The organism is Acidovorax sp., from assembly GCF_046291265.1.
Lineage (GTDB): Bacteria > Pseudomonadota > Gammaproteobacteria > Burkholderiales > Burkholderiaceae_C > Acidovorax.
Genome location: NZ_JBKBTV010000003.1, coordinates 1 through 19399, shown reverse-complemented (window position 1 = coordinate 19399; position 19399 = coordinate 1). Strand labels below are relative to the sequence as shown.

14 protein-coding genes are annotated in these 19399 nt (G+C 62.7%); 13 read left to right on the top strand and 1 reads right to left on the bottom strand.

The features are described from left to right. Positions 1–11 precede the first annotated feature (11 nt). From ACK41V_RS01800 to ACK41V_RS01775, 6 genes are all read left to right on the top strand, one after another. Complete coding sequence (locus ACK41V_RS01800; RefSeq protein WP_409776968.1) at positions 12–1472, top strand: sensor histidine kinase; 1461 nt, start codon at positions 12–14, stop codon at positions 1470–1472. A 52-nt stretch (positions 1473–1524) separates the two neighbouring features. Next, complete coding sequence (locus ACK41V_RS01795; protein WP_409776965.1) at positions 1525–2154, top strand: hypothetical protein; 630 nt, start codon at positions 1525–1527, stop codon at positions 2152–2154. 17 nt (positions 2155–2171) lie between these two features. Further along, positions 2172–3584, top strand: coding sequence for a sigma 54-interacting transcriptional regulator (locus ACK41V_RS01790; protein WP_409776962.1), 1413 nt, complete (start codon positions 2172–2174; stop codon positions 3582–3584). A 182-nt stretch (positions 3585–3766) separates the two neighbouring features. Beyond that, on the top strand, positions 3767–5335 hold the full coding sequence (locus tag ACK41V_RS01785) for a glucan biosynthesis protein G (RefSeq protein WP_409776959.1): 1569 nt from the start codon (positions 3767–3769) through the stop codon (positions 5333–5335). Then, the gene (gene mdoH / locus ACK41V_RS01780; RefSeq protein WP_409776956.1) at positions 5308–7383 is read left to right on the top strand and encodes a glucans biosynthesis glucosyltransferase MdoH; all 2076 of its coding nucleotides are present in this window, start codon (positions 5308–5310) and stop codon (positions 7381–7383) included. Before ACK41V_RS01785 ends, mdoH begins: the two co-directional genes overlap by 28 nt. Before the next feature lie 336 nt (positions 7384–7719). Next, the gene (locus ACK41V_RS01775; protein ID WP_409776952.1) at positions 7720–8481 is read left to right on the top strand and encodes a C13 family peptidase; all 762 of its coding nucleotides are present in this window, start codon (positions 7720–7722) and stop codon (positions 8479–8481) included. 83 nt (positions 8482–8564) lie between these two features. On the opposite strand, the gene ffh is transcribed toward ACK41V_RS01775, so the two are convergent. Next, a complete protein-coding gene (gene ffh / locus ACK41V_RS01770; RefSeq protein ID WP_409776949.1) occupies positions 8565–9944 on the bottom strand; it encodes a signal recognition particle protein in 1380 nt (459 codons plus the stop codon). Between the two features lie 100 nt (positions 9945–10044). Here ffh and ACK41V_RS01765 point away from each other — a divergent pair, with 100 nt between their 5' ends. The 7 genes from ACK41V_RS01765 to ACK41V_RS01735 form a co-directional block, all read left to right on the top strand. Further along, the gene (locus tag ACK41V_RS01765) at positions 10045–10842 is read left to right on the top strand and encodes an inner membrane protein YpjD (RefSeq protein WP_409776946.1); all 798 of its coding nucleotides are present in this window, start codon (positions 10045–10047) and stop codon (positions 10840–10842) included. Next, positions 10839–11066 carry a PP0621 family protein gene (locus ACK41V_RS01760; RefSeq protein WP_409776944.1) on the top strand — a complete coding sequence of 76 codons (228 nt, stop codon included), beginning with the start codon at positions 10839–10841 and terminating at the stop codon, positions 11064–11066. Before ACK41V_RS01765 ends, ACK41V_RS01760 begins: the two co-directional genes overlap by 4 nt. Positions 11067–11070: 4 nt before the next feature. Next, complete coding sequence (locus ACK41V_RS01755) at positions 11071–12777, top strand: sensor histidine kinase (RefSeq protein ID WP_409776941.1); 1707 nt, start codon at positions 11071–11073, stop codon at positions 12775–12777. Positions 12778–12789: 12 nt separating this feature from the next. After that, entirely contained in the window at positions 12790–14304 is a 1515-nt protein-coding gene (locus ACK41V_RS01750; RefSeq protein ID WP_409776938.1) for a sigma-54-dependent transcriptional regulator, read from the top strand. Beyond that, positions 14288–14902 carry a 1,6-anhydro-N-acetylmuramyl-L-alanine amidase AmpD gene (ampD, locus tag ACK41V_RS01745; RefSeq protein ID WP_409776935.1) on the top strand — a complete coding sequence of 205 codons (615 nt, stop codon included), beginning with the start codon at positions 14288–14290 and terminating at the stop codon, positions 14900–14902. Before ACK41V_RS01750 ends, ampD begins: the two co-directional genes overlap by 17 nt. 378 nt (positions 14903–15280) lie before the next feature. Next, a complete protein-coding gene (locus ACK41V_RS01740) occupies positions 15281–18202 on the top strand; it encodes a ribonucleoside-diphosphate reductase subunit alpha (protein WP_409776932.1) in 2922 nt (973 codons plus the stop codon). Positions 18203–18337: 135 nt separating this feature from the next. Continuing rightward, on the top strand, positions 18338–19399 hold a 1062-nt coding region (locus ACK41V_RS01735), incomplete at its 3' end, for a ribonucleotide-diphosphate reductase subunit beta (RefSeq protein WP_409776929.1).

Genomic DNA, 19399 nt, shown 5'->3' with positions numbered 1-19399 from the left:
CCATACCCGGGATGTCTGCAGACAGCACGCCGCTTGCGCGCACCAAGGCTGAAGGCTCCTTGCACGGGCTCTCATTTCAGCAAATGCTGCTGCTGGCTTTTTTGCTGATTGCGGGCTTGCTGGGGGTGAGTTCGTTGCGGGCGCTGTACACGCTCGAACAACTCATGGTGCAAAGCCGCCTCGGTGCCACCGAGGCCACCGTGCTCAATGCGGCCGCGCAGGCCCTCAACCTGCGCGGACAGGCACTGGAGCGAGCAGCGCGCCAGTCGCTGGTGCTGCGCGATGCGCCCTTGCGGCGCAGCTTCAACGAGATGACCGGGGAGGCCCAAACTCTTCTCGACAAACTGCAGAACGGGGGCCTGCCACAGGAACAGGCCGCGCAATGGCGCGACCGACTGGATACCGTCAAAGCGCTGCTGGATGCGCCGCCCGAACGTGCGCTGGAGAACGAGCGCCAGGTCGCTGAAGAGTTTGTGGCGCTGGACGTTCTGCACACCGTCATCGCGCAGTCCGTGCAAGACATCAATACCCAACGCAACCAGCTTTTGCAGGATCGCGTGGAAGAAAGTCGTCGCAATGTGACGCACCAGGTGGTGGGGGTGATTGTTCTGGCCCTGACACTCGCGCTGGCCCTGGGCATCTGGCTCGCCCGCCCGTTCAAACGCCTGGAAGGGGCGATACGCAAGTTAGGGGAAAACCAGCTCGATCAGCCGATTCTGGTGTCCGGTCCGGACGATATGCGCCGCGTAGGGCAGCAATTGGAATGGCTGCGACTGCGGTTGCTGGAACTGGATTCGGACAAAGCCCGGTTTCTGCGCCATGTGTCCCATGAACTCAAAACGCCACTGGCCGCGCTGCGCGAAGGCGTGGCGCTGCTGCAAGACGGGGTGACCGGTGAACTGACCTCGGGCCAGCGTGAGGTGACTCAGATCCTGCACCACAACACGCTGGTTCTGCAGGGCGAGATCGAAGCGCTGTTGCGCTTCAACGCCGCAGCCTTTGAGGCGCGCCAGTTGCAGCGCCAAGATACCGCCTTGCTGGCTCTGCTGGAGTCGCAGGTGGAATCACAGCGCCTGCAATGGCAGGCGAGAGGCCTGCGCGTGCTGGTGGAAGGGCCGGATCTGACCCTGCCCGTCGACGCAGAGAAAATCGGCTCCGCCATCAGCAACCTGCTGTCCAACGCCATCCGTTTTTCACCCAAAGGCGGCACGGTGCGGCTGATACTGTCACGCCAGGCTGGCCACGTACACATCGATGTCACGGACCAGGGCCCTGGTGTCGCGGGGACTGACAGAGACCGCATCTTCGAACCCTTCTACCGGGGCGTACGCCAGCCCGTTGACGCCGTGCGCGGTACCGGCATCGGGCTCTCTATCGTCCACGAATACGTCGTCGCCCACGGCGGCAGGGTTCAGCTGGTGGACGATGGCGTCCACGCATTTTTTCGCATAGAACTACCGCATGTTGACTAGTTGTTTATTGACTCGCCTGACCCCGCCAAAGTTAAGGGAGGCCTCGGTATGGGTGTCGTCGTTGGTTGCCGCGATGGTGATGGTGGGCTGCAGCACCAAGGCGCCAGCGCCCACGGCACCGCCTGCGCCTCCTGCCATCGAGGCGGCAGAGACGCCGGAGCCCCCAGAACCCGAGGTGGCGGAGCCCGCCAAGAAGCCCAAAAAACCCGTGGTTGTCGATCCCGCCGTGCTTGTCCTCGCGCAGACAGACCGCACGCTGCGCATGTCACCGGCGGATTTGTCCAAGGAAATCGCCCGCTTGACCGAACTGGAAGAGTCCGCCATCGAGACCCCGTTGCTGCTGGCAGTCGCTCTGGCGCAAACACGGCAACCAGTAGATACCGCACGCGCATTGGGCCTGGTGCAACGGGTGCTGGGCAACAATGCCCCGGCTGCGCAGGCGCTGCACCCACTGGCACGTCTGATGGAGTCACGCTTGCTACAACAACGGCGGCTGGAAGATCAGCTGGACCGACAAAACCAGCAACTTCGCGATGCGCAGCGCCGCAACGAACAGCTCAATGAGCGGCTGGAGGCCGTGCGCGCCATTGAGCGCAGCCTGACCACACGTCCAGCCCCAACCCCCGCACCCGCTACCCCACCCCCTGCCAACGGCGGCAATACTCCGCGGCCAGTGCCATAACACCCCAAAAAAACACCATGGCCGCCCAGACACCCTCCCGCGCATCCCCAGGCGCCCGCATCCTGGTCGTGGACGATGACGCCGACATGCTTCGGCTGTTGTCCCTGCGCCTCAATGGGGCGGGTCATGACGTGGTGGCGGTGACATCGGCCGAGGCTGCCCTGGCCCAGCTGGACATGGCGCGACCCCAGCTGGTTCTCAGCGACGTTCGGTTGCCTGGCAGGGATGGCCTGGCGCTGTTTGACGAAGTGCGTGCCCGCCATCCCTCACTGCCCGTGATCTTGCTCACGGCGCACGGCACCATCCCCGACGCCGTGGAAGCCACTTCGCGCGGCGTTTTCACGTACCTCACCAAACCCTACGACGGCAAAGAGCTGCTGGAGAAGATCGCCCAGGCGCTGGCACTCAGCGCGCCCGCCGTCACCCACGCCCACGCCAATGAGGCCTGGCGTGCCGAAATCGTCAGCCGCTCCAACCTGATGACCGACCTGCTGGCCGAGGCCTACATGGTGGCCCAATCGGATGCCAGCGTGCTTTTACTGGGTGACAGCGGGGCGGGCAAAGAGCTGCTGGCACAGGCCATCCACCGCGCCAGCCCGCGTGCTGCCAAGCCTTTTGTGGCCGTTAACTGCGGCGCCATTCCCGAGGCTCTGCTGGAATCCGAGCTGTTCGGCCATGTCAAAGGCGCCTTCACCGATGCAGTGAGCAACCACAAAGGCCTGTTCCAGGCCGCCGAAGGTGGCACCCTGTTGCTCGACGAAATTGGGGACATGCCGCCCGCTCTTCAGGTCAAGCTCTTGCGTGTCTTGCAGGAACGTGCGGTGCGCCCTGTAGGCGCCAGCCAGTCCATTCCCATCGACGTGCGCATCATCTCCGCCACGCACCGCGATCTGGAAACCGCGATGGCCACTGCGCAGTTTCGGGAAGACCTGTACTACCGCTTGAATGTGGTCACCCTGATGCTGCCGACGTTGGGAGAACGGCGCGAAGACATCTCGCTGCTGGCCAACCACTTTCTCGACAAGCTGGCCCGCAAATACGACAAACGCCTGTCGGGCTTTGCCCCCGAGGCACTCAAGGCACTGACCACAGCCGCATGGCCGGGCAACGTGCGCCAGCTTTTTAATGTGGTGGAGCAGGTGTGTGCCCTGTCTACGACGCCCTTGGTGCCACTGACCCTGGTGCAACGCGCGCTGCGCACTCCGTCTACCCAGGTGCTGAGCTTCACCGAGGCGCGCCAGCGCTTTGAGCGGGAGTATTTGGTCGGCCTCCTCAAGATGACTGACGGCAATGTGGCCGACGCCGCGCGTCTGGCCCAACGAAACCGCACCGAGTTTTATCGACTGCTCCAAAAACACGCCCTGACCCCCGGAAATTTCAAAAACGAGGGGACTGGTGGAGACGACGTCGCAGATGAGCGACACGAATAAGTCTTTGATTTATATAGATTTTTTACTCAACCCCTTCCACTTCGTCGCCAATCAGCGACAAAAATCGGTGTTTAAAGGGTGGATCGTCGCCTTGTACAAAACCTTACATGCCATACCAGCCATAAGCTGTTGATTTAAAACAGTTTTTCCAAGCTGGCACAGGGTTTGCCCTATATGTCGGCATGTACGCTGTTTTTCCCTCTTTTTCTCAGGCTGCCCGCAGCACGGCAGGACCGGCGATTGCGCTGGCTGCCTCGCTGCTCGCGGGCACAGCCTCTGCGCAGGGGTTTGATTTTGAGAACGTCACCCGCCTCGCCCGCGAGAGCGCGAACCAACCCTACCGGGCAGTTAGCGACAAGCTCCCTGCCGACCTTGCCAAGCTGAATTACGACCAGGTGCGCGACATCCGCTGGCGCCCCGACCGGGCCGTGTGGCGCGCAGACAAATTGCCATTCGAGGCAATGTTCTTTCACCTCGGCCTGTACCAGACTGCGCCCGTCTTGATCAACGAGGTGACCCCTGAGGGCACTCGCCACATCAGCTACAGCCGCGCAGATTTCGACTACGGCAAAAACCAGGTCAAGCCCCAAAACTGGGGCGATCTCGGATTTGCAGGTTTTCGCCTGCACAACCACCTGAACTCGCCCGAGTACAAGGACGAGCTGGTGGTGTTTCAGGGCGCCAGCTACTTCCGCGCGCTGGGCAAGGGGCAGCAATACGGGCTGTCTGCCCGCGGTCTTGCCATCGACACCGTCGGAGGTTCAGGCGAGGAGTTTCCGCGTTTTACCGAGTTCTGGCTGGTCAAGCCCCAGGCGCAGTCCCCCAAGGTGACGGTGTATGCGCTGATGGATTCGCCCCGGGCTACCGGGGCTTACCAGTTCGACATCACCCCCGGCCCCCAGACCACCACCACCGTGCGCAGCAGAGTGTTTGTGCGGGCGACTGCGGGCAAGCCCATTGCCACCCTGGGGATTGCACCGCTGACCAGCATGTTTTTCTTTGGTGAGAACCAGCCCCGCAAGGAAGACTTCCGGCCCGAGGTGCACGACTCCGATGGTCTGATGGTGGCTACCGGCGAGGGCGAGTGGCTGTGGCGTCCGCTGCAAAACCCCAAGCAGCCGGTGGTGACCTCCTTCGCCACCAAGAACCCCAAAGGGTTTGGGCTGATGCAGCGGGATCGCCAGTGGTCCAGCTACGAAGACGTCGAAGCCCGCTATGAACGCCGCCCCAGCGCCTGGGTTCGCCCACTGCACGACTGGGGTGCAGGGCGCGTGGAACTGGTGCAGCTGAGCACGCCCGACGAAACGCACGACAACATCGTTGCGTACTGGGTTCCGGCCCAGATGCCGCCCCCTGGCGAACCGCTGGAGTTTGCCTACGAACTGAGCTGGCAGGGCGACGCCCAACAACGCCCGCCCAGCGCCTGGGCCACCCAATCGCGCCGCGGCATGGGCTACACCAAGCTGAGCGCTGAGGCCCTGCGCCAACAGACGCAGTACGTGGTCGATTTTGACGGCCCCGCACTCAAGGCACTTTCGCCGGACGCCGCCGTGAAAGCGGTGGTCACCAGTGATGCCAACGGCAAGGTTCTCGAAAACCTTGTCTACCGCAATGCCGCAACCGACCAATGGCGCATGACCGTGCGCGTACAGCGCTTGAAAGCCGACCAACCCGTCGAGCTGCGCGCTTTTCTTCAACACGACAACCACGCTGTGAGTGAAACATGGACGCACATCATTCTTCCCGAGTAAGCCCCGAGGACCACCGTGCAGACGCCATTGCAGCCCCTGCTGTCGTAGCACGCCGTGGTGCCACCTACCACCGCCCGGTCGTCAGCCAGCGCAGCCCTCTGCGCGAGGAAAGACACCCCAGCGCGGTGACGGCTCCGCCCCTCCATCGTGGCTCCATGCCACCCGTGCCATGGCGCGGGTTCTGGAACAGCGTCGGTACCGCGGTGCTTCTGCGCCTGACCGGACGCAGGGCAACAGCCAACGCCGCCCCATCCGATACCAACCCACTGGACCAGGCCTGGCAGGGAGCAGCGCAACGCCGCCGCTGGACCTTCGCGTTGTTGACCGTGCTCACCACGGCGCTGGCCAGCACGCTGTTCGCGGGTGTTCAGCCGAACTACGAAAACCCTTGGATGGGTTATGGACAGATCGCGCTGTTTGCGCTGCTGTCGGCCTGGGTGGTCACTGGCTTTCTGACTGGGCTGATGGGCTTTTGGGTGATGCTGCGTGGGGACAAGCATGCGCTGTCGGTGCGCAGCGTGACCGAACACACCCTGGCACCCGACGCCCGCACCGCCATCATCATGCCGATCTGCAACGAAGACGTGGCCACGGTGTTTGCCGGGCTGCGTGCGACTTGCGAATCGGTGGCGGCCACGGGCCATGGCACCACGTTTGACGTGTTTGTGCTGTCCGACAGCTACAACCCCGATATTGCGCGCGCCGAGCGCGCGGCGTGGGAAGAACTGCGCAGCGCGCTGGCGCAGCACAGCCAGCAGCCCCAGGTGCAGGTGTATTACCGCCTGCGCACCCGCCGCACCCACCGCAAGGCGGGCAATGTAGCCGACTTCTGCCGCCGCTGGGGCAAGGACTACCGCTACATGGTGGTGCTGGATGCCGACAGTGTGATGAGCGGTGACTGCATCGTCTCGATGGCCAAGCTGATGGAAGCCAACCCCAGCGCCGGCATCATTCAAACGGCCACCCAGGCCATCGGTCACGTCACGCTGCACGCCCGGGCGCAACAGTTTGCCTCGCGCGTCACCGGTCGCCTGTTCACTTTGGGCATGCAGTACTGGCAGCTGGGCGAATCCCACTACTGGGGCCACAACGCCATCATTCGGGTCGCGCCTTTCATGCAGCACTGCGCGCTGGCGCCCATCAAAGGCAAGGGCGGCCTGGCAGGTGGAATCATGTCGCATGACTTTGTCGAAGCAGCGCTGATGCGCCGCGCGGGTTACCACGTGCGGCTGGTGTCCGACCTGATTGGCAGCTACGAACAGCAGCCCCCAGACCTGCTGGCCGAGTTGCAGCGCGACCGCCGCTGGTGCCAGGGCAACCTGCAAAACGCGCGCCTGATGGCCGAACCCGGCATCCACGCCGTGCACCGCTCCATGTTTGTCACCGGTGCGATGGCTTACTTGTCAGCGCCGCTGTGGCTGGCGTTTATGACGCTGGGTACGGCGTTGTGGCTGTCTGGCGCCAAGCTGGTGGCCGACTGGCACATCCTGCCTGCCGAATTGCTCGCCCTGTGGGCCTGGACGTTGTGCATGCTTTTTCTGCCACGCATTCTGGGTGTGGCCGCGGTGTTCATGCGCCGTGAACAGCAGCAATACGGCGGCGGTTTCAGCCTGCTCAAGAGCGCTGCGCTCGAAAGCGTGTTGGCCATCCTGCAGGCCCCTATTCGCATGTTGGCGCATTCGCTGTTTGTGTTGATCGCGCTCACAGGTCTGAAGCTGGAATGGAAGTCTCCTCCCCGTGAAGCCCACGCGGTGCCGTGGCGCCATGCGGTGCGCCAGCTGGCACCGATGAGTCTGGTGATTGGCCTGCTGGCGGTGGGTGTGGCGCTGATCGACAGCAGTGCCCTGCTGTGGCTCCTGCCCGTCGGCTTGCCCTTGGCACTGGCCATTCCGCTGGCCGTATTCACCAGCCAGATTGCATTGGGCAAGGCCATGCGGGCACAGCGCCTGCTGTTGATTCCCGAGGAGTCGTGGTCGCCGCCGGTTCTGCGCCGTGCCTGGCTGCATGCCAGTCGGCTGGCGCAGCCCGCGCCCCTTCCCGTGTTGTGACAATGTGAAAGATGTCACACAAACTACAAGCCGGTGCATGCACCGGCTTTTTTACGAACACTTCACTATTGATAGCTATAAACCCTTATCGGTAAAGCGATAGAGGCCAATTTGGCTCTATAAATTCGCCTACAAGCCAGCGCTACCCTCTTTTGGCAAGCCTTTACGATACCCATCCTTTCCAACCCCCCCGTTGCCGAGCGCCTCTGACATCGCGCTTCTGGGCAACGCATGGCCCTGACATTGATGCCTTCGCCTCTTTTCACACCGCCCCTCCATCGGCGGCTGCTCCCTGCCACCGCACTCGCACTGCTCCTGTCACTCACGGGCTGTGCCATGTTTCCCGGGCAAACACCCGTGGCAGCCCCCACACCGGTTGCCGCACCCGAGCCACCGCCGCCGCCGCCAGAGCCGCCCGGGCGCATCATCTTTGCGGGGTTTGCGATGCACTCGCAGTCCAAAGCCTTCCGCAACGACGTGGTGCTGGCAGAAAAGCTGGTCAAGGAGATTGATCCCAATGCGCTGATGCTCAAGCTGGCCAACCCTGCGCGCGATCAGAGCACCGATTGGCCGCAGGCCACGGCAGAGAACTTCGCGCTGGTGATGTCCAAGACGGCCGAGGTGGCGCGCCCCCAAGACCGGGTGGTGCTGCTCATCTCCACCCACAGCAACCCCGGCCTGCTGAACATCCACGCGGGTGGCAAACACCTGCCGCCCATCACCCCCAAAATTCTGAGCGATGCGCTTGCGCCACTGAACGGAGTGCCCACGCTGGTGGTGCTTTCGGCCTGCTACAGCGGCGCCTTCGTCGAGCCGTTGAAGGCGCCCAACCGGGTGGTATTGACGGCAACGGATGTGCGCCGGACGACGTTCAATTGCAAGTACAACGGGAACCACACACCTTTTGCAGAGGCCTTGTTTGACCAACCCGGAGCGGAAAACCGGTCCGTCTCAGATTGGATGGGCGAAGCACAAAAATCCATCGCGGCCCTCGAAAAGCGGCGCAAGTTGCCCGCCTCGCGGCCCCGGATCTTTGTGGGTGACGAGGCCAAGGCCTGGGCCGACCAGCCCCTCAAGAACTGGCTGCAAGCACCCTGAGCGTCCAGCACGGTCCCAAATAGAAAAACTCCCTGAAGAGGCGGCGCCTCTTCAGGGAGTTTTTGGTTGCGAGCGCCAGGGGCTCAGAAAGGCATTTTGGGCATGCCACCGCCGCCCATGCCCTTCATTCCGCCCATCTTCTTCATCATCTTCATCAGGCCGCCGCCCTTCATCTTTTTCATCATGCCCTGCATCTGCTCAAACTCCTTGAGCAGGCGGTTGACCTCCTGAACGTGCACGCCCGAGCCATTGGCAATGCGCTTTTTGCGGGTGGCCTTGATGAGTTCGGGCTTGCGGCGCTCCAGCGGCGTCATGCTCTGAATGATGCCTTCCTTGCGCTTGATGTCCTTTTCGGCCTTGTCCATGTCCATGGCGCCCGCCTTGGCCGTGAGCTGGGACGGCAGTTTGTCCATCAGGCTGGAGAGCCCGCCCATCTGCTTCATCTGCTGGATCTGCGAGAGAAAGTCGTTCAGGTCGAATCCATCGCCACTCTTGACCTTGGCTGCGAGCTTCTGCGCTGCCTCCATGTCCACGCCCGCCGTGACCTGCTCGACCAGGGCTACGATATCGCCCATGCCCAGAATGCGACCCGCGTGGCGTTCGGCGTCAAACACCTCCAGGCCGTCGAGCTTCTCGGACACCCCGGCAAACTTGATGGGCGCGCCGGTGATCTGGCGCACGGACAGCGCAGCGCCGCCGCGCGAATCTCCGTCTAGCTTGGTCAGCACAATACCGGTCAGCGGCAGCGCTTCCTTGAAGGCCTTGGCGGTGTTGATCGCGTCCTGGCCCTGCATGGCGTCGACCACAAAAAGGGTCTCAATCGGGTTCAGCGCGGCATGCAGGTCCTTGATTTCTTTCATCAGGACTTCGTCGATGGCCAGACGGCCGGCCGTGTCAACCAGCAGCACGTCGAAGTAGTGCTTCTTGGCGTAGTCAAGCGCCGCCAGGCCGATCTCCAGAGGCTTCTGGTCGGGCGTGCTCGGGAACCACTCGGCCCCTGCCTGCTTGGTGACTGTCTTGAGCTGCTCGATGGCCGCCGGGCGATACACGTCGCCCGACACGGTCAACACCTTCTTCTTGCGCTTTTCGATCAGGTGTTTGGCCAGCTTGGCCGTGGTGGTGGTTTTGCCCGCGCCCTGCAGGCCGGCCATCAAAATGACAGCGGGCGGCTGGGCAGCCAGGTTGATGTCGGCCACCCCATCGCCCATGGTGGCGGCCAGCTCGCGGTTCACGATGCTGACCAGCGTCTGGCCGGGCTTGAGCGAGCCCAGCACTTCCTGGCCCAGCGCCTTCTCCTTGACGCGGGCAATGAAATCACGCACCACGGGCAGGGCCACGTCGGCTTCCAGCAGGGCCATTCGCACCTCGCGCAGCATGTCCTGCACGTTGGATTCGGTGATGCGGGCCTGGCCACGCATCTCCTTGACGAGGCGCGTGAGTTTGTCAGTAAGGGCGGAGGCCATAGGAGAAGTTCCGGTGTTGCCTGCGCACCATCAACCGGAACGTTGTGGGTGCAGGCCCGCCAGGGCGCTGGCGGTGGGGCAAAAGGCTAAACTGTGACCCATGATTTTACCCAGTGCTTCCCCTGTCAGCTGGCTGCTGGCCCTGGCTGCCGCCATGGCATACGCCGTGCCCGCTGCAGCGGCGTCGCGTCTGGGCCCGGTTGCCTCGCGCAATGCGCTGCTAGTGGCCTGGATACTGCATGGCGCTGCGCTGGTCTGGGGCCTGTGGGGCGATGCCCCCCGGTTTGGCTTTGCACCCGCGTTGTCGATGACCGCCTGGCTGGTCCTCACGGTGTACGCGGTGGAGCGGCAGTTGTTTCCGCAGATGCAAGCGCGCTGGGTGTTGGCAGCCTTGGGCGCTGTGGCCATTCTGCTGGCCCTTGTCTTCCCGGGCCAGCCTTTGCATGTAGCCGCATCGGCATGGCTGCCGCTGCATCTGGCGCTGGGCATTGCGTGTTATGGCCTGTTTGCCGCGGCGGTCGTGCACGCGTGGCTCATGACACGCGCTGAGCGACACATTCGGCAGGCCGAAGACCCTCACAACGGCATCCCGCTGCTCACCCTCGAGCGCCTGACTTTCCGTTTTGTGACCGCCGGCTTTGTCCTGCTGACCGCCACATTGCTTGCCGGTTGGCTGTTTGGGGACACGCTATATGGACGTGCCTGGCGCTGGGACCACAAGGCGATTTTTTCGGTCCTGTCGTGGTTGACGTTCGCGGCCCTGCTGGTAGGCCGCGCGCGATTTGGCTGGCGAGGCCGCAATGCGGTGCGTGTGTTGTATATGGGCTCCGCCTTGCTTTTGCTCGCGTATGTCGGTTCGCGCTTTGTCATGGAAGTTGTTTTGGGCCGCAGTACATGAAATACCTGGTTTTGTTGATCGTTCTGGTCGTGGCCATTGGAATCTGGCGCAGCCGCCGCGCGCCGGATGCCTCGCGCGACAAGTCAACGCCCACCCCGCTGGCACTGCCCCAGGACATGCTTGCCTGTGCGCATTGCGGGATCCACATACCGCAAGCTGAAGCCTTGATGCTGGGAAATTACGCCTATTGCAGCGCCGAACACCGGCGACTGGGCCCGGCCTGACACCATGCAAGCAGTGCCTGCCGGTGCCTTTCTTCCCACGGTGGACGCCCCTTTTGTGCGTCTGTGGCGGGGGTTTCTGACGGGCCGTGTGATGGTCGCAATGGCACTGCTGGTGCTGCAGGGTGCGGGGCAGGCCATCAATCAGACCGGCGAGCCCAGCGTATTGACCGTGTGCCTGGCTTACCTTGTCGCGACAGTGGTGCTGCGTGTGCTCGCAAGGCATGGCCCGCCGCCGCCGGGTGCGGGCCCGCAGTGGTTGCCGTCTATTGGCGTAGACCTGGCAGCCATTACTGCGCTGCAGCTGCTGCATGCAGGCACCATGAACTACACCCCCTTGTTCGGGCTGCCGGTGCTGATCGCCGCCGTGCTGGGAACACTCACGCTGGCGCTGGGCACCACCGCCGCGGTCACCCTGCTGCTGCTGGGCTGGGCATGGTGGCTGGGCTTGCGCACCACCGCCGGTGAAGATGCACAACGCTATCTGCAAAGTGCGCTCACGGGCACGGGCTACTTCATCGTGAGCTACCTGGTCCATCAACTGGCGACCCGATTGGCCCGCGAGCAGGAGCTGGCGCAGCAAAGCCAGGTTGCTGCACGGGTTCAGACCCAGGTCAGTGCGCTGGTCATACAGAACCTGACCGACGGCGTGTTGGTGGTGGATGAGAACGATGCCGTGCGCATTGCCAACCCTGCGGGACTCTTGCTGCTGGGCGGCGCGCCGCTGCCAGCGCCGCCTTTCTCGCTGGCTGCTGAAGCCCCGTGGCACCCACTGGTCCTGCTGGCACGACGCACCTTCCGGCAAGAGCAACCGCAAATGGCGGACGTTGACCTGCTGCACCCCGGGCAGAGCCCCACGGGCCTGCACGTGCGCACTTGGCTCACATCCACGCGAGCGGCGGCCCATCAGACCCAGGCTGAACGGCTTTGCGTGATGTTCCTGCATGACCTGCGGGAGATGGAAGCCCGCCTGCGCACCGAGAAACTCGCAGCCATGGGACGCATGTCCGCCGCTGTGGCCCATGAAATCCGAAATCCCTTGGCAGCCATCGTGCAAGCCAATGCGTTGCTGGAGGAGGACTTGCACGATCCGGCCCAAAAGCGGCTGGCCCGCATGGTTCAGCAAAATGCCGACCGGCTGGCGCGGATTGCGGAAGAAGTGCTGGACATCGCCCGGGTGCAACACCAGATCAGCCATGCCCCGGCGTCCACCCTGGCACTGGACGATACGGTGGCGCAGATATGGAATGACTGGCAAGCGCAAGACCCGGTACAGCGCCGTGCGCTGGTGACGCTTGAAGCCAGCGCCACCCAGGTGGAGTTTGACCCCGAACACCTGCGCCGTGTTCTGCTCAACCTGCTGGACAACGCCCTTCGCTACAGGGGCACCGAACCTGACTCCCTCTTCGTGGCCACACGTTCCGCGCCCAACGGCCAGATCAGCCTGCAGGTGTGGAGCGACGGGGCCCCGATGGACAAATCGGTGGAGCGCCACCTCTTTGAACCCTTTTTTTCCTCAGAGAGCCGATCCAGCGGCCTGGGACTTTATATTTGCCGCGAACTGTGTCAGCGCCATGGCGCGTCCATCAGCTACCAACGGCTCAATCGCACCACCACCCGCGGCGAGACGGGAGGAAACGCCTTCACCGTCGGGTTCCGCCGCATCACGCGCCCTGCCGATGCCGCGACGCTGTTTGACACCATCGTGGTCTGACCCCCTATTTGCATGAACGCCCCCACTGCCTCCATCCTTGTCGTCGATGACGAGCCCGATCTGCGCACTTTGTACGAACTGACCTTGCTGCGCGAGGGCTATCGCGTCGACACGGCCTCCACCGTCCAAGAGGCCCGCGAGCAACTGAAAGCCCACCGGTTCGACGCCGTCATCACCGACATGCGCCTGCCCGATGGGTTCGGCATGGAGCTGCTGCAGGATTTGCGGGACCAACAGCGCCGGGAGCGGTGCGTCGTCATGACGGCGTACGGCTCTGCAGAAAACGCCGTCGAGGCGCTGCGTGCAGGCGCCTTCGACTACCTGACCAAACCGGTTGACCTCAAGCAGTTTCGTTCGGTGGTGGCCTCGGCGGTGCAAGGCACCGGCGGGGTTCCTGCCCCTCGAACGAACCGCAGTGGTGGACAGAAAAATACATCCGCGGTCGCCAATGACGCGTTGGGCTCCGGTACGGCGCTCGACCGGCTGGTAGGCGAATCCGCAGCGATTAAAAACGTCAAACAACGGTTGGCCAAGGTGGCGCGGGGCATGGCGCCTGTGCTCATCCACGGCGAATCCGGCACGGGCAAAGAGTTGGTGGCGCAAGCGTTGCATGCGTGCAGCCAGCGCGCAGACGGCCCTTTGGTGGCGGTGAACTGCGGTGCGATTCCAGAGAACCTGCTGGAGGCCGAATTCTTTGGCGCACGCAAAGGCTCCTATACCGGGGCATCGCAAGACCGCGACGGGTATTTTCAGGCCGCCCGTGGCGGCACCCTGTTTCTGGACGAAATTGGTGACCTGCCGCTGGTCATGCAGTCCAAACTTCTGCGCTCCATCCAGGAACGCAGCGTTCGACCGCTGGGCTCCACACAGGAAGAGACGGTGGATGTACGCATCGTCAGCGCCACGCACCGGGACTTGGCAGCGGACGTGCAATCGGGTCGTTTCCGCCAGGACTTGTACTACCGGCTCAATGTCATCGAAATCTTGATCCCCCCGCTGCGCGAGCGGCGGGAGGACTTGCCCGCGCTGTGTGCCGCCCTTCTGTCGCGAATTGCCCAGGAGTCCGGAATGCCGGTGCCAGCGATTACCGAGCGAACGCTGAGCGCTATCGCAGCCCATCCACTCACAGGCAATGTCCGGGAGCTGGAAAACCTGCTGCACAGAGCGGTGGCCTTGAGTGACGGCGACGAACTGCATGTAGATCCCCCCTCCGGCACGGCGGAGGCCGTGGCGCCACGCGCTGCAATGGCCCACCTCCCCTTGGGTACACACGCACCAAACGCCGGGACCGCGCACATCCCACCGCCATCCACCCTGGGCAGCGGCGTACCCCTGCCCAGCGACCTGCAGGCCTGGCTGGACCAGCAGGAACGCGACATCCTGATCCGGGCGCTGCGCGAGGCGGGGTTCAACCGCACGGCTACCGCTGCTCGGCTGGGCATCAGCCTGCGGCAAATTCGCTACCGCATCGCACGCCTGAACATTGCGGCACCGAACGACGTGGATCCGCATGACGACATCGGCTGACGCCGTGGATGGCACCTCCAGCATGTGGGACGGGGGCTGGCACCGCTTGGCCAAGCGGCTGGTGTCGCCCAACCAGGGGATGCGCCCCCATGTGATGACCGCCATCGACCTGATCGTGGTGCACTCCATCAGCCTTCCACCGGGCGAGTTCGGCGGCGGTGCGGTACAGCAGTTGTTCACCAACCAACTGGATTGGGACGCACACCCCTACTTTCAGAGCATTCGCGGACTGCAGGTTTCGTCCCACTTCTTTATCGACCGCGCAGGCGCCCTTTGGCAGTTTGTGGACTGCGACCAGCGCGCCTGGCACGCCGGGCAATCCAGTTACCGCGGGCGCAGCCAGTGCAATGACGACTCCATTGGCATAGAGCTGGAGGGCCTGGAAGGCCTTCCGTTTGAACCGGCGCAATATTCTGCGCTGGCGGCCCTGTGCCGCGACATCACGCTGCGCTACCCCATACAACACGTCGCGGGGCATGAACACATCGCCCCCGGTCGCAAGCAGGACCCGGGTCCGGGGTTTGACTGGTATCACCTGCAACAGTCACTGAACTGGCCCCCAGACCGCTTCCCCGAAGCATTTCGACCCGCGCCCTAGTGTGCAAGTGGCCGCTCTGTCGCAACACGGCCTCAGAGTCCAAAATTTCTTTGTGCAAACGCACAAAATTGGATCGCTAGACATGGCGCGGCCTGCAAAGGAAAACCCGCCAAAATCGCCCGTCCATGCGTGATTTGCGATGCCATTTTCAGTGACCACAAGGGATCGCGGCGGGGTCCGACTGGTGTCGCTGGCGCTCAAAAACGGCCTGTTTCACTTTTCCCGCGATTCACCGCGATACACTACCGGTAGTGTCTTGAATGCATTCGACACACCATATATAGTGTGCGGCAGACTGAAGTTCGCCGCAACACTCGCACACCGCGGCCGCATTTCCAGCCGCGCACCACCCCAGACAGCCCACAGAAGAGGACTCCCATGCAAGCTGCTTTGAACACGCCTTCCACTACCCACGCCACCTCGGCTACTGACCCTGCGCACCAGTCTGCGCAAACCGCCGCTGCCAATGGATTGACGCACTACCAGATCATTCGCCGCAACGGCGCCGTGGTGCCGTTTGAACCGCAAAAAATCGCGGTGGCGATGATGAAGGCGTTCCTGGCAGTGCACGGCACACAGGGCGCTGCATCGGCCAGCGTGCGAGAAGTTGTAGACACCCTGACCCAGAACGTAGCCCGCGCGCTGATGCGTTCGCGCCCCGGTGGCGGCACCTTTCACATTGAAGACGTGCAAGATCAGGTGGAACTGGGCCTGATGCGCGGTGGCCACCACGAAGTCGCTCGTGCATATGTTCTGTACCGCGAGCGCCGCACGCAAGAGCGCGCCCGCCAGACCGAACAACAATCCCCGGCGACTGCAGCCCCCCTGCTGCATGTGCTGGACGGTGGCGAGCGAATCGCGCTGGACCTGAACCGCCTGCAGTCGCTCATCGAGTCGGCGTGTGTGAATCTGGGTGCCGACGTGAAAGCCGATCCCATCGTTGCAGAAACCATGCGCAACCTGTACGACGGCGTCCCCATGGACGAGGTCTACAAAGCGTCCATTTTGGCCGCCCGCACGCTGATCGAAAAAGATCCGGACTACACCTACGCCACTGCGCGCCTGCTGCTGCACACCATCGTTCGCGAGGTGCTGGGGCGCGAAGTGACCCAGAGCGACATGGGTCAAGCCTACATCGACTACTTCCCACAATTCATCAAGAAGGGTGTCGAAAACGAGCTGCTGGACGAACGTCTTCTGCAGCAATACGACCTGCGGCGCCTGGGCGCTGCGCTCGATGCGGACCGCGACTTGCAGTTTGACTACCTCGGCCTGCAGACCCTGTATGACCGCTACTTCCTGCACGTCAAGAAAACCCGCATCGAACTGCCCCAGGCATTTTTCATGCGTGTGGCCATGGGCCTGGCACTCAATGAAGTCGACCGCGAAGCCCGTGCCATCGAGTTCTACGAAGTGCTGTCCTCGTTTGACTTCATGTCCTCGACCCCGACGCTGTTCAACAGCGGCACCTTGCGCTCGCAGCTGTCCAGCTGCTACCTCACCACCGTGCCCGACGACCTCGATGGCATCTACGAATCCATCAAGGAAAACGCCCTGCTGTCCAAGTTTGCGGGCGGTCTGGGCAACGACTGGACCCGCGTGCGCGCCCTGGGCAGCCACATCAAGGGTACCAACGGCGAATCGCAAGGCGTGGTGCCGTTCCTGAAGGTGGTCAACGACACGGCCGTGGCAGTGAACCAGGGCGGCAAGCGCAAGGGCGCCGTCTGCACCTACCTGGAAACCTGGCATTTGGACATAGAAGAGTTCCTGGAGCTGCGCAAGAACACCGGCGACGACCGCCGCCGCACGCACGACATGAACACGGCCAACTGGATTCCTGATCTCTTCATGCGCCGCGTGATGGAAAAGGGCACCTGGACGCTGTTCTCGCCCTCCAACGTGCCCGACCTGCACGACCTGTTCGGTGCAGACTTCGAGAAGGCATACGTCGCCTATGAACAAAAGGCGGCGCGCGGCGAGATCAAGCCCGCCAAAACGGTGCAAGCCACCGACATGTGGCGCAAGATGCTGACCATGCTGTTTGAGACCGGCCATCCCTGGATCACGTTCAAGGATGCCTGCAACGTGCGCTCGCCCCAACAGCACGCCGGCGTAGTGCATTCGTCCAACCTGTGCACCGAGATCACGCTGAACACGAGCGACACCGAAACCGCCGTGTGCAACCTGGGCTCAGTCAACCTGCTGCAGCACATCAAAGACGGCCAACTCGACCACGACAAGCTCAAGAAGACCATCAAGGTCGCCATGCGCATGCTCGACAACGTGATCGACATCAACTACTACGCCGTCAAGAAGGCCCGCGACTCCAATCTGCGCCACCGCCCCGTGGGCCTGGGCCTGATGGGCTTCCAGGACAGCCTGTATGAGCTGCGCATTCCTTACGCTTCGCAACAAGCCGTGGAATTTGCCGACCGGTCGATGGAAGCCATCTGTTACTACGCCTACTGGGCCTCCACCGAGCTGGCCAAGGAACGCGGCCAGTATGCGAGCTACAAGGGCTCGCTGTGGGACCAGGGCATCCTGCCCTTCGATACGCTGGACATGCTCGCCAAGGCACGTGGCGGCTACGTCGAAGTGGACCGTTCGGTCACGCTGGACTGGGATGCACTGCGCAAGAAGATCGCCCAGGACGGCATGCGCAATTCCAACTGCGTCGCCATCGCCCCTACGGCCACCATCTCCAACATCATTGGTGTGGACGCATCGATCGAGCCTTCGTTCGGCAACCTCTCGGTCAAGTCCAACTTGTCGGGAGAGTTCACGGTCATCAACGGCGGCTTGGTGCGTGACCTCAAGCGCCTGGGCCTGTGGGACGACGTGATGATCATGGACCTCAAGCACTTCAAGGGTTCGCTGCACCCCATCGACCGCGTGCCGCAAGACATCAAGGACCTGTATTCCACCGCGTTTGAAGTCGAGGCGCAGTGGCTGGTCGAAGCCGCATCGCGTCGCCAGAAGTGGATTGACCAGGCACAGAGCCTGAACATCTACATGGCGGGCGCGTCGGGCAAGAAACTGGACGACACCTACAAACTGGCGTGGATCCGCGGCCTCAAGACCACGTACTACCTGCGCACGCAAAGTGCCACGCACGTCGAAATGAGCACGGTGAACACACGCCAGCTCAACTCGGTTTCTTCGGGAAATGACGACGCACCAACCGGTGCATCTGCGCCCATCCAAAGCAAACAACACGCGATGGAAGTAGCCGCAGCAGTGCCCGCCACAGACGTCCAGTTTTCCCCCATCGACGATCCAGGCTGCGAAGCCTGCCAATAAAAACTTCGCGTGTGATGCCTCGCATGCATTCGAGGCATCGCACATGTGCTGTGAAGCAACAAAACGTTGCTGCACAACGCTTCAGTGCTTTTCTTTTTGCAGCACTGCTTTCATAATCCGAACACTGGAAAATCTATGTTGACCTGGGACGAAGAAGTCAAGCCCTCATCGCAAAATCAACTGGACGGTGGACTGAACAAGAGCCACCCGGCGGGACAGCCGCCTTTGCCTTTCCAGACCCCTTCCCTGCAGGAAGTGCACGCGTCGATGACGGCATCCGCAGCGCCGCAAGCAGCCGCAGCCACCGCGCACCGCCGCGTGAACGCTGCCGACAAGCGAATCATCAACGGCCAGACCGACGTCAATCAGCTGGTGCCGTTTAAGTACAAGTGGGCCTGGGAAAAGTACCTCGCCACTTGCGCCAACCACTGGATGCCGCAAGAGGTGAACATGACGCGCGACATCGCGTTGTGGAAAGACCCGAACGGCCTGACCGAAGACGAGCGCCGCATCATCAAGCGCAACCTCGGCTTCTTCGTGACCGCTGATTCGCTGGCCGCCAACAACATCGTGCTGGGCACCTACCGCCACATCACCGCGCCCGAGTGCCGCCAGTTCCTACTGCGCCAGGCGTTCGAGGAAGCGATCCACACGCATGCCTACCAGTACATCGTGGAGTCCCTCGGCCTGGACGAAGGCGAGATCTTCAACGCCTACCTGGAAGTGCCCTCGATCCGCGACAAGGACCAGTTCCTGATCCCCTTCATCGAAGCGATCATGGACCCCAACTTCCACACCGGCACCTTCGAAACCGACCAGACGCTGCTCAAATCGCTGATCGTGTTCGCCTGCCTGATGGAAGGCCTGTTCTTCTACGTGGGCTTCACGCAGATCCTGGCGCTGGGCCGCCAGAACAAGATGACCGGCGCGGCCGAGCAGTACCAGTACATCCTGCGCGACGAGTCGATGCACTGCAACTTCGGCATCGACCTGATCAACCAGCTCAAGCTGGAGAACCCGCACCTGTGGACGGCCGAGTTCAAGGCCGAAATCAAAGACCTGTTCATGCAGGCCGTGGAACTCGAATACCGCTATGCCGAAGACACCATGCCGCGTGGCGTGCTAGGCATGAACGCGTCGATGTTCAAAGGCTACCTGCGCTATATCGCCAACCGCCGTGCCACGCAGATCGGGCTC

What these genes read in the sequence shown, in the direction of transcription:
- ACK41V_RS01800 (WP_409776968.1), top strand. Translation starts at nt 12, where the DNA reads ATGTCTGCAGACAGCACGCCGCTTGCGCGCACCAAGGCTGAAGGCTCC.
- ACK41V_RS01790 (WP_409776962.1), top strand. Translation starts at nt 2,172, where the DNA reads ATGGCCGCCCAGACACCCTCCCGCGCATCCCCAGGCGCCCGCATCCTG.
- ACK41V_RS01785 (WP_409776959.1), top strand. Translation starts at nt 3,767, where the DNA reads ATGTACGCTGTTTTTCCCTCTTTTTCTCAGGCTGCCCGCAGCACGGCA.
- mdoH (WP_409776956.1), top strand. Translation starts at nt 5,308, where the DNA reads ATGGACGCACATCATTCTTCCCGAGTAAGCCCCGAGGACCACCGTGCA.
- ACK41V_RS01775 (WP_409776952.1), top strand. Translation starts at nt 7,720, where the DNA reads ATGTTTCCCGGGCAAACACCCGTGGCAGCCCCCACACCGGTTGCCGCA.
- ffh (WP_409776949.1), bottom strand. Translation starts at nt 9,944, where the DNA reads ATGGCCTCCGCCCTTACTGACAAACTCACGCGCCTCGTCAAGGAGATG.
- ACK41V_RS01765 (WP_409776946.1), top strand. Translation starts at nt 10,045, where the DNA reads ATGATTTTACCCAGTGCTTCCCCTGTCAGCTGGCTGCTGGCCCTGGCT.
- ACK41V_RS01760 (WP_409776944.1), top strand. Translation starts at nt 10,839, where the DNA reads ATGAAATACCTGGTTTTGTTGATCGTTCTGGTCGTGGCCATTGGAATC.
- ACK41V_RS01755 (WP_409776941.1), top strand. Translation starts at nt 11,071, where the DNA reads ATGCAAGCAGTGCCTGCCGGTGCCTTTCTTCCCACGGTGGACGCCCCT.
- ACK41V_RS01750 (WP_409776938.1), top strand. Translation starts at nt 12,790, where the DNA reads ATGAACGCCCCCACTGCCTCCATCCTTGTCGTCGATGACGAGCCCGAT.
- ampD (WP_409776935.1), top strand. Translation starts at nt 14,288, where the DNA reads ATGACGACATCGGCTGACGCCGTGGATGGCACCTCCAGCATGTGGGAC.
- ACK41V_RS01740 (WP_409776932.1), top strand. Translation starts at nt 15,281, where the DNA reads ATGCAAGCTGCTTTGAACACGCCTTCCACTACCCACGCCACCTCGGCT.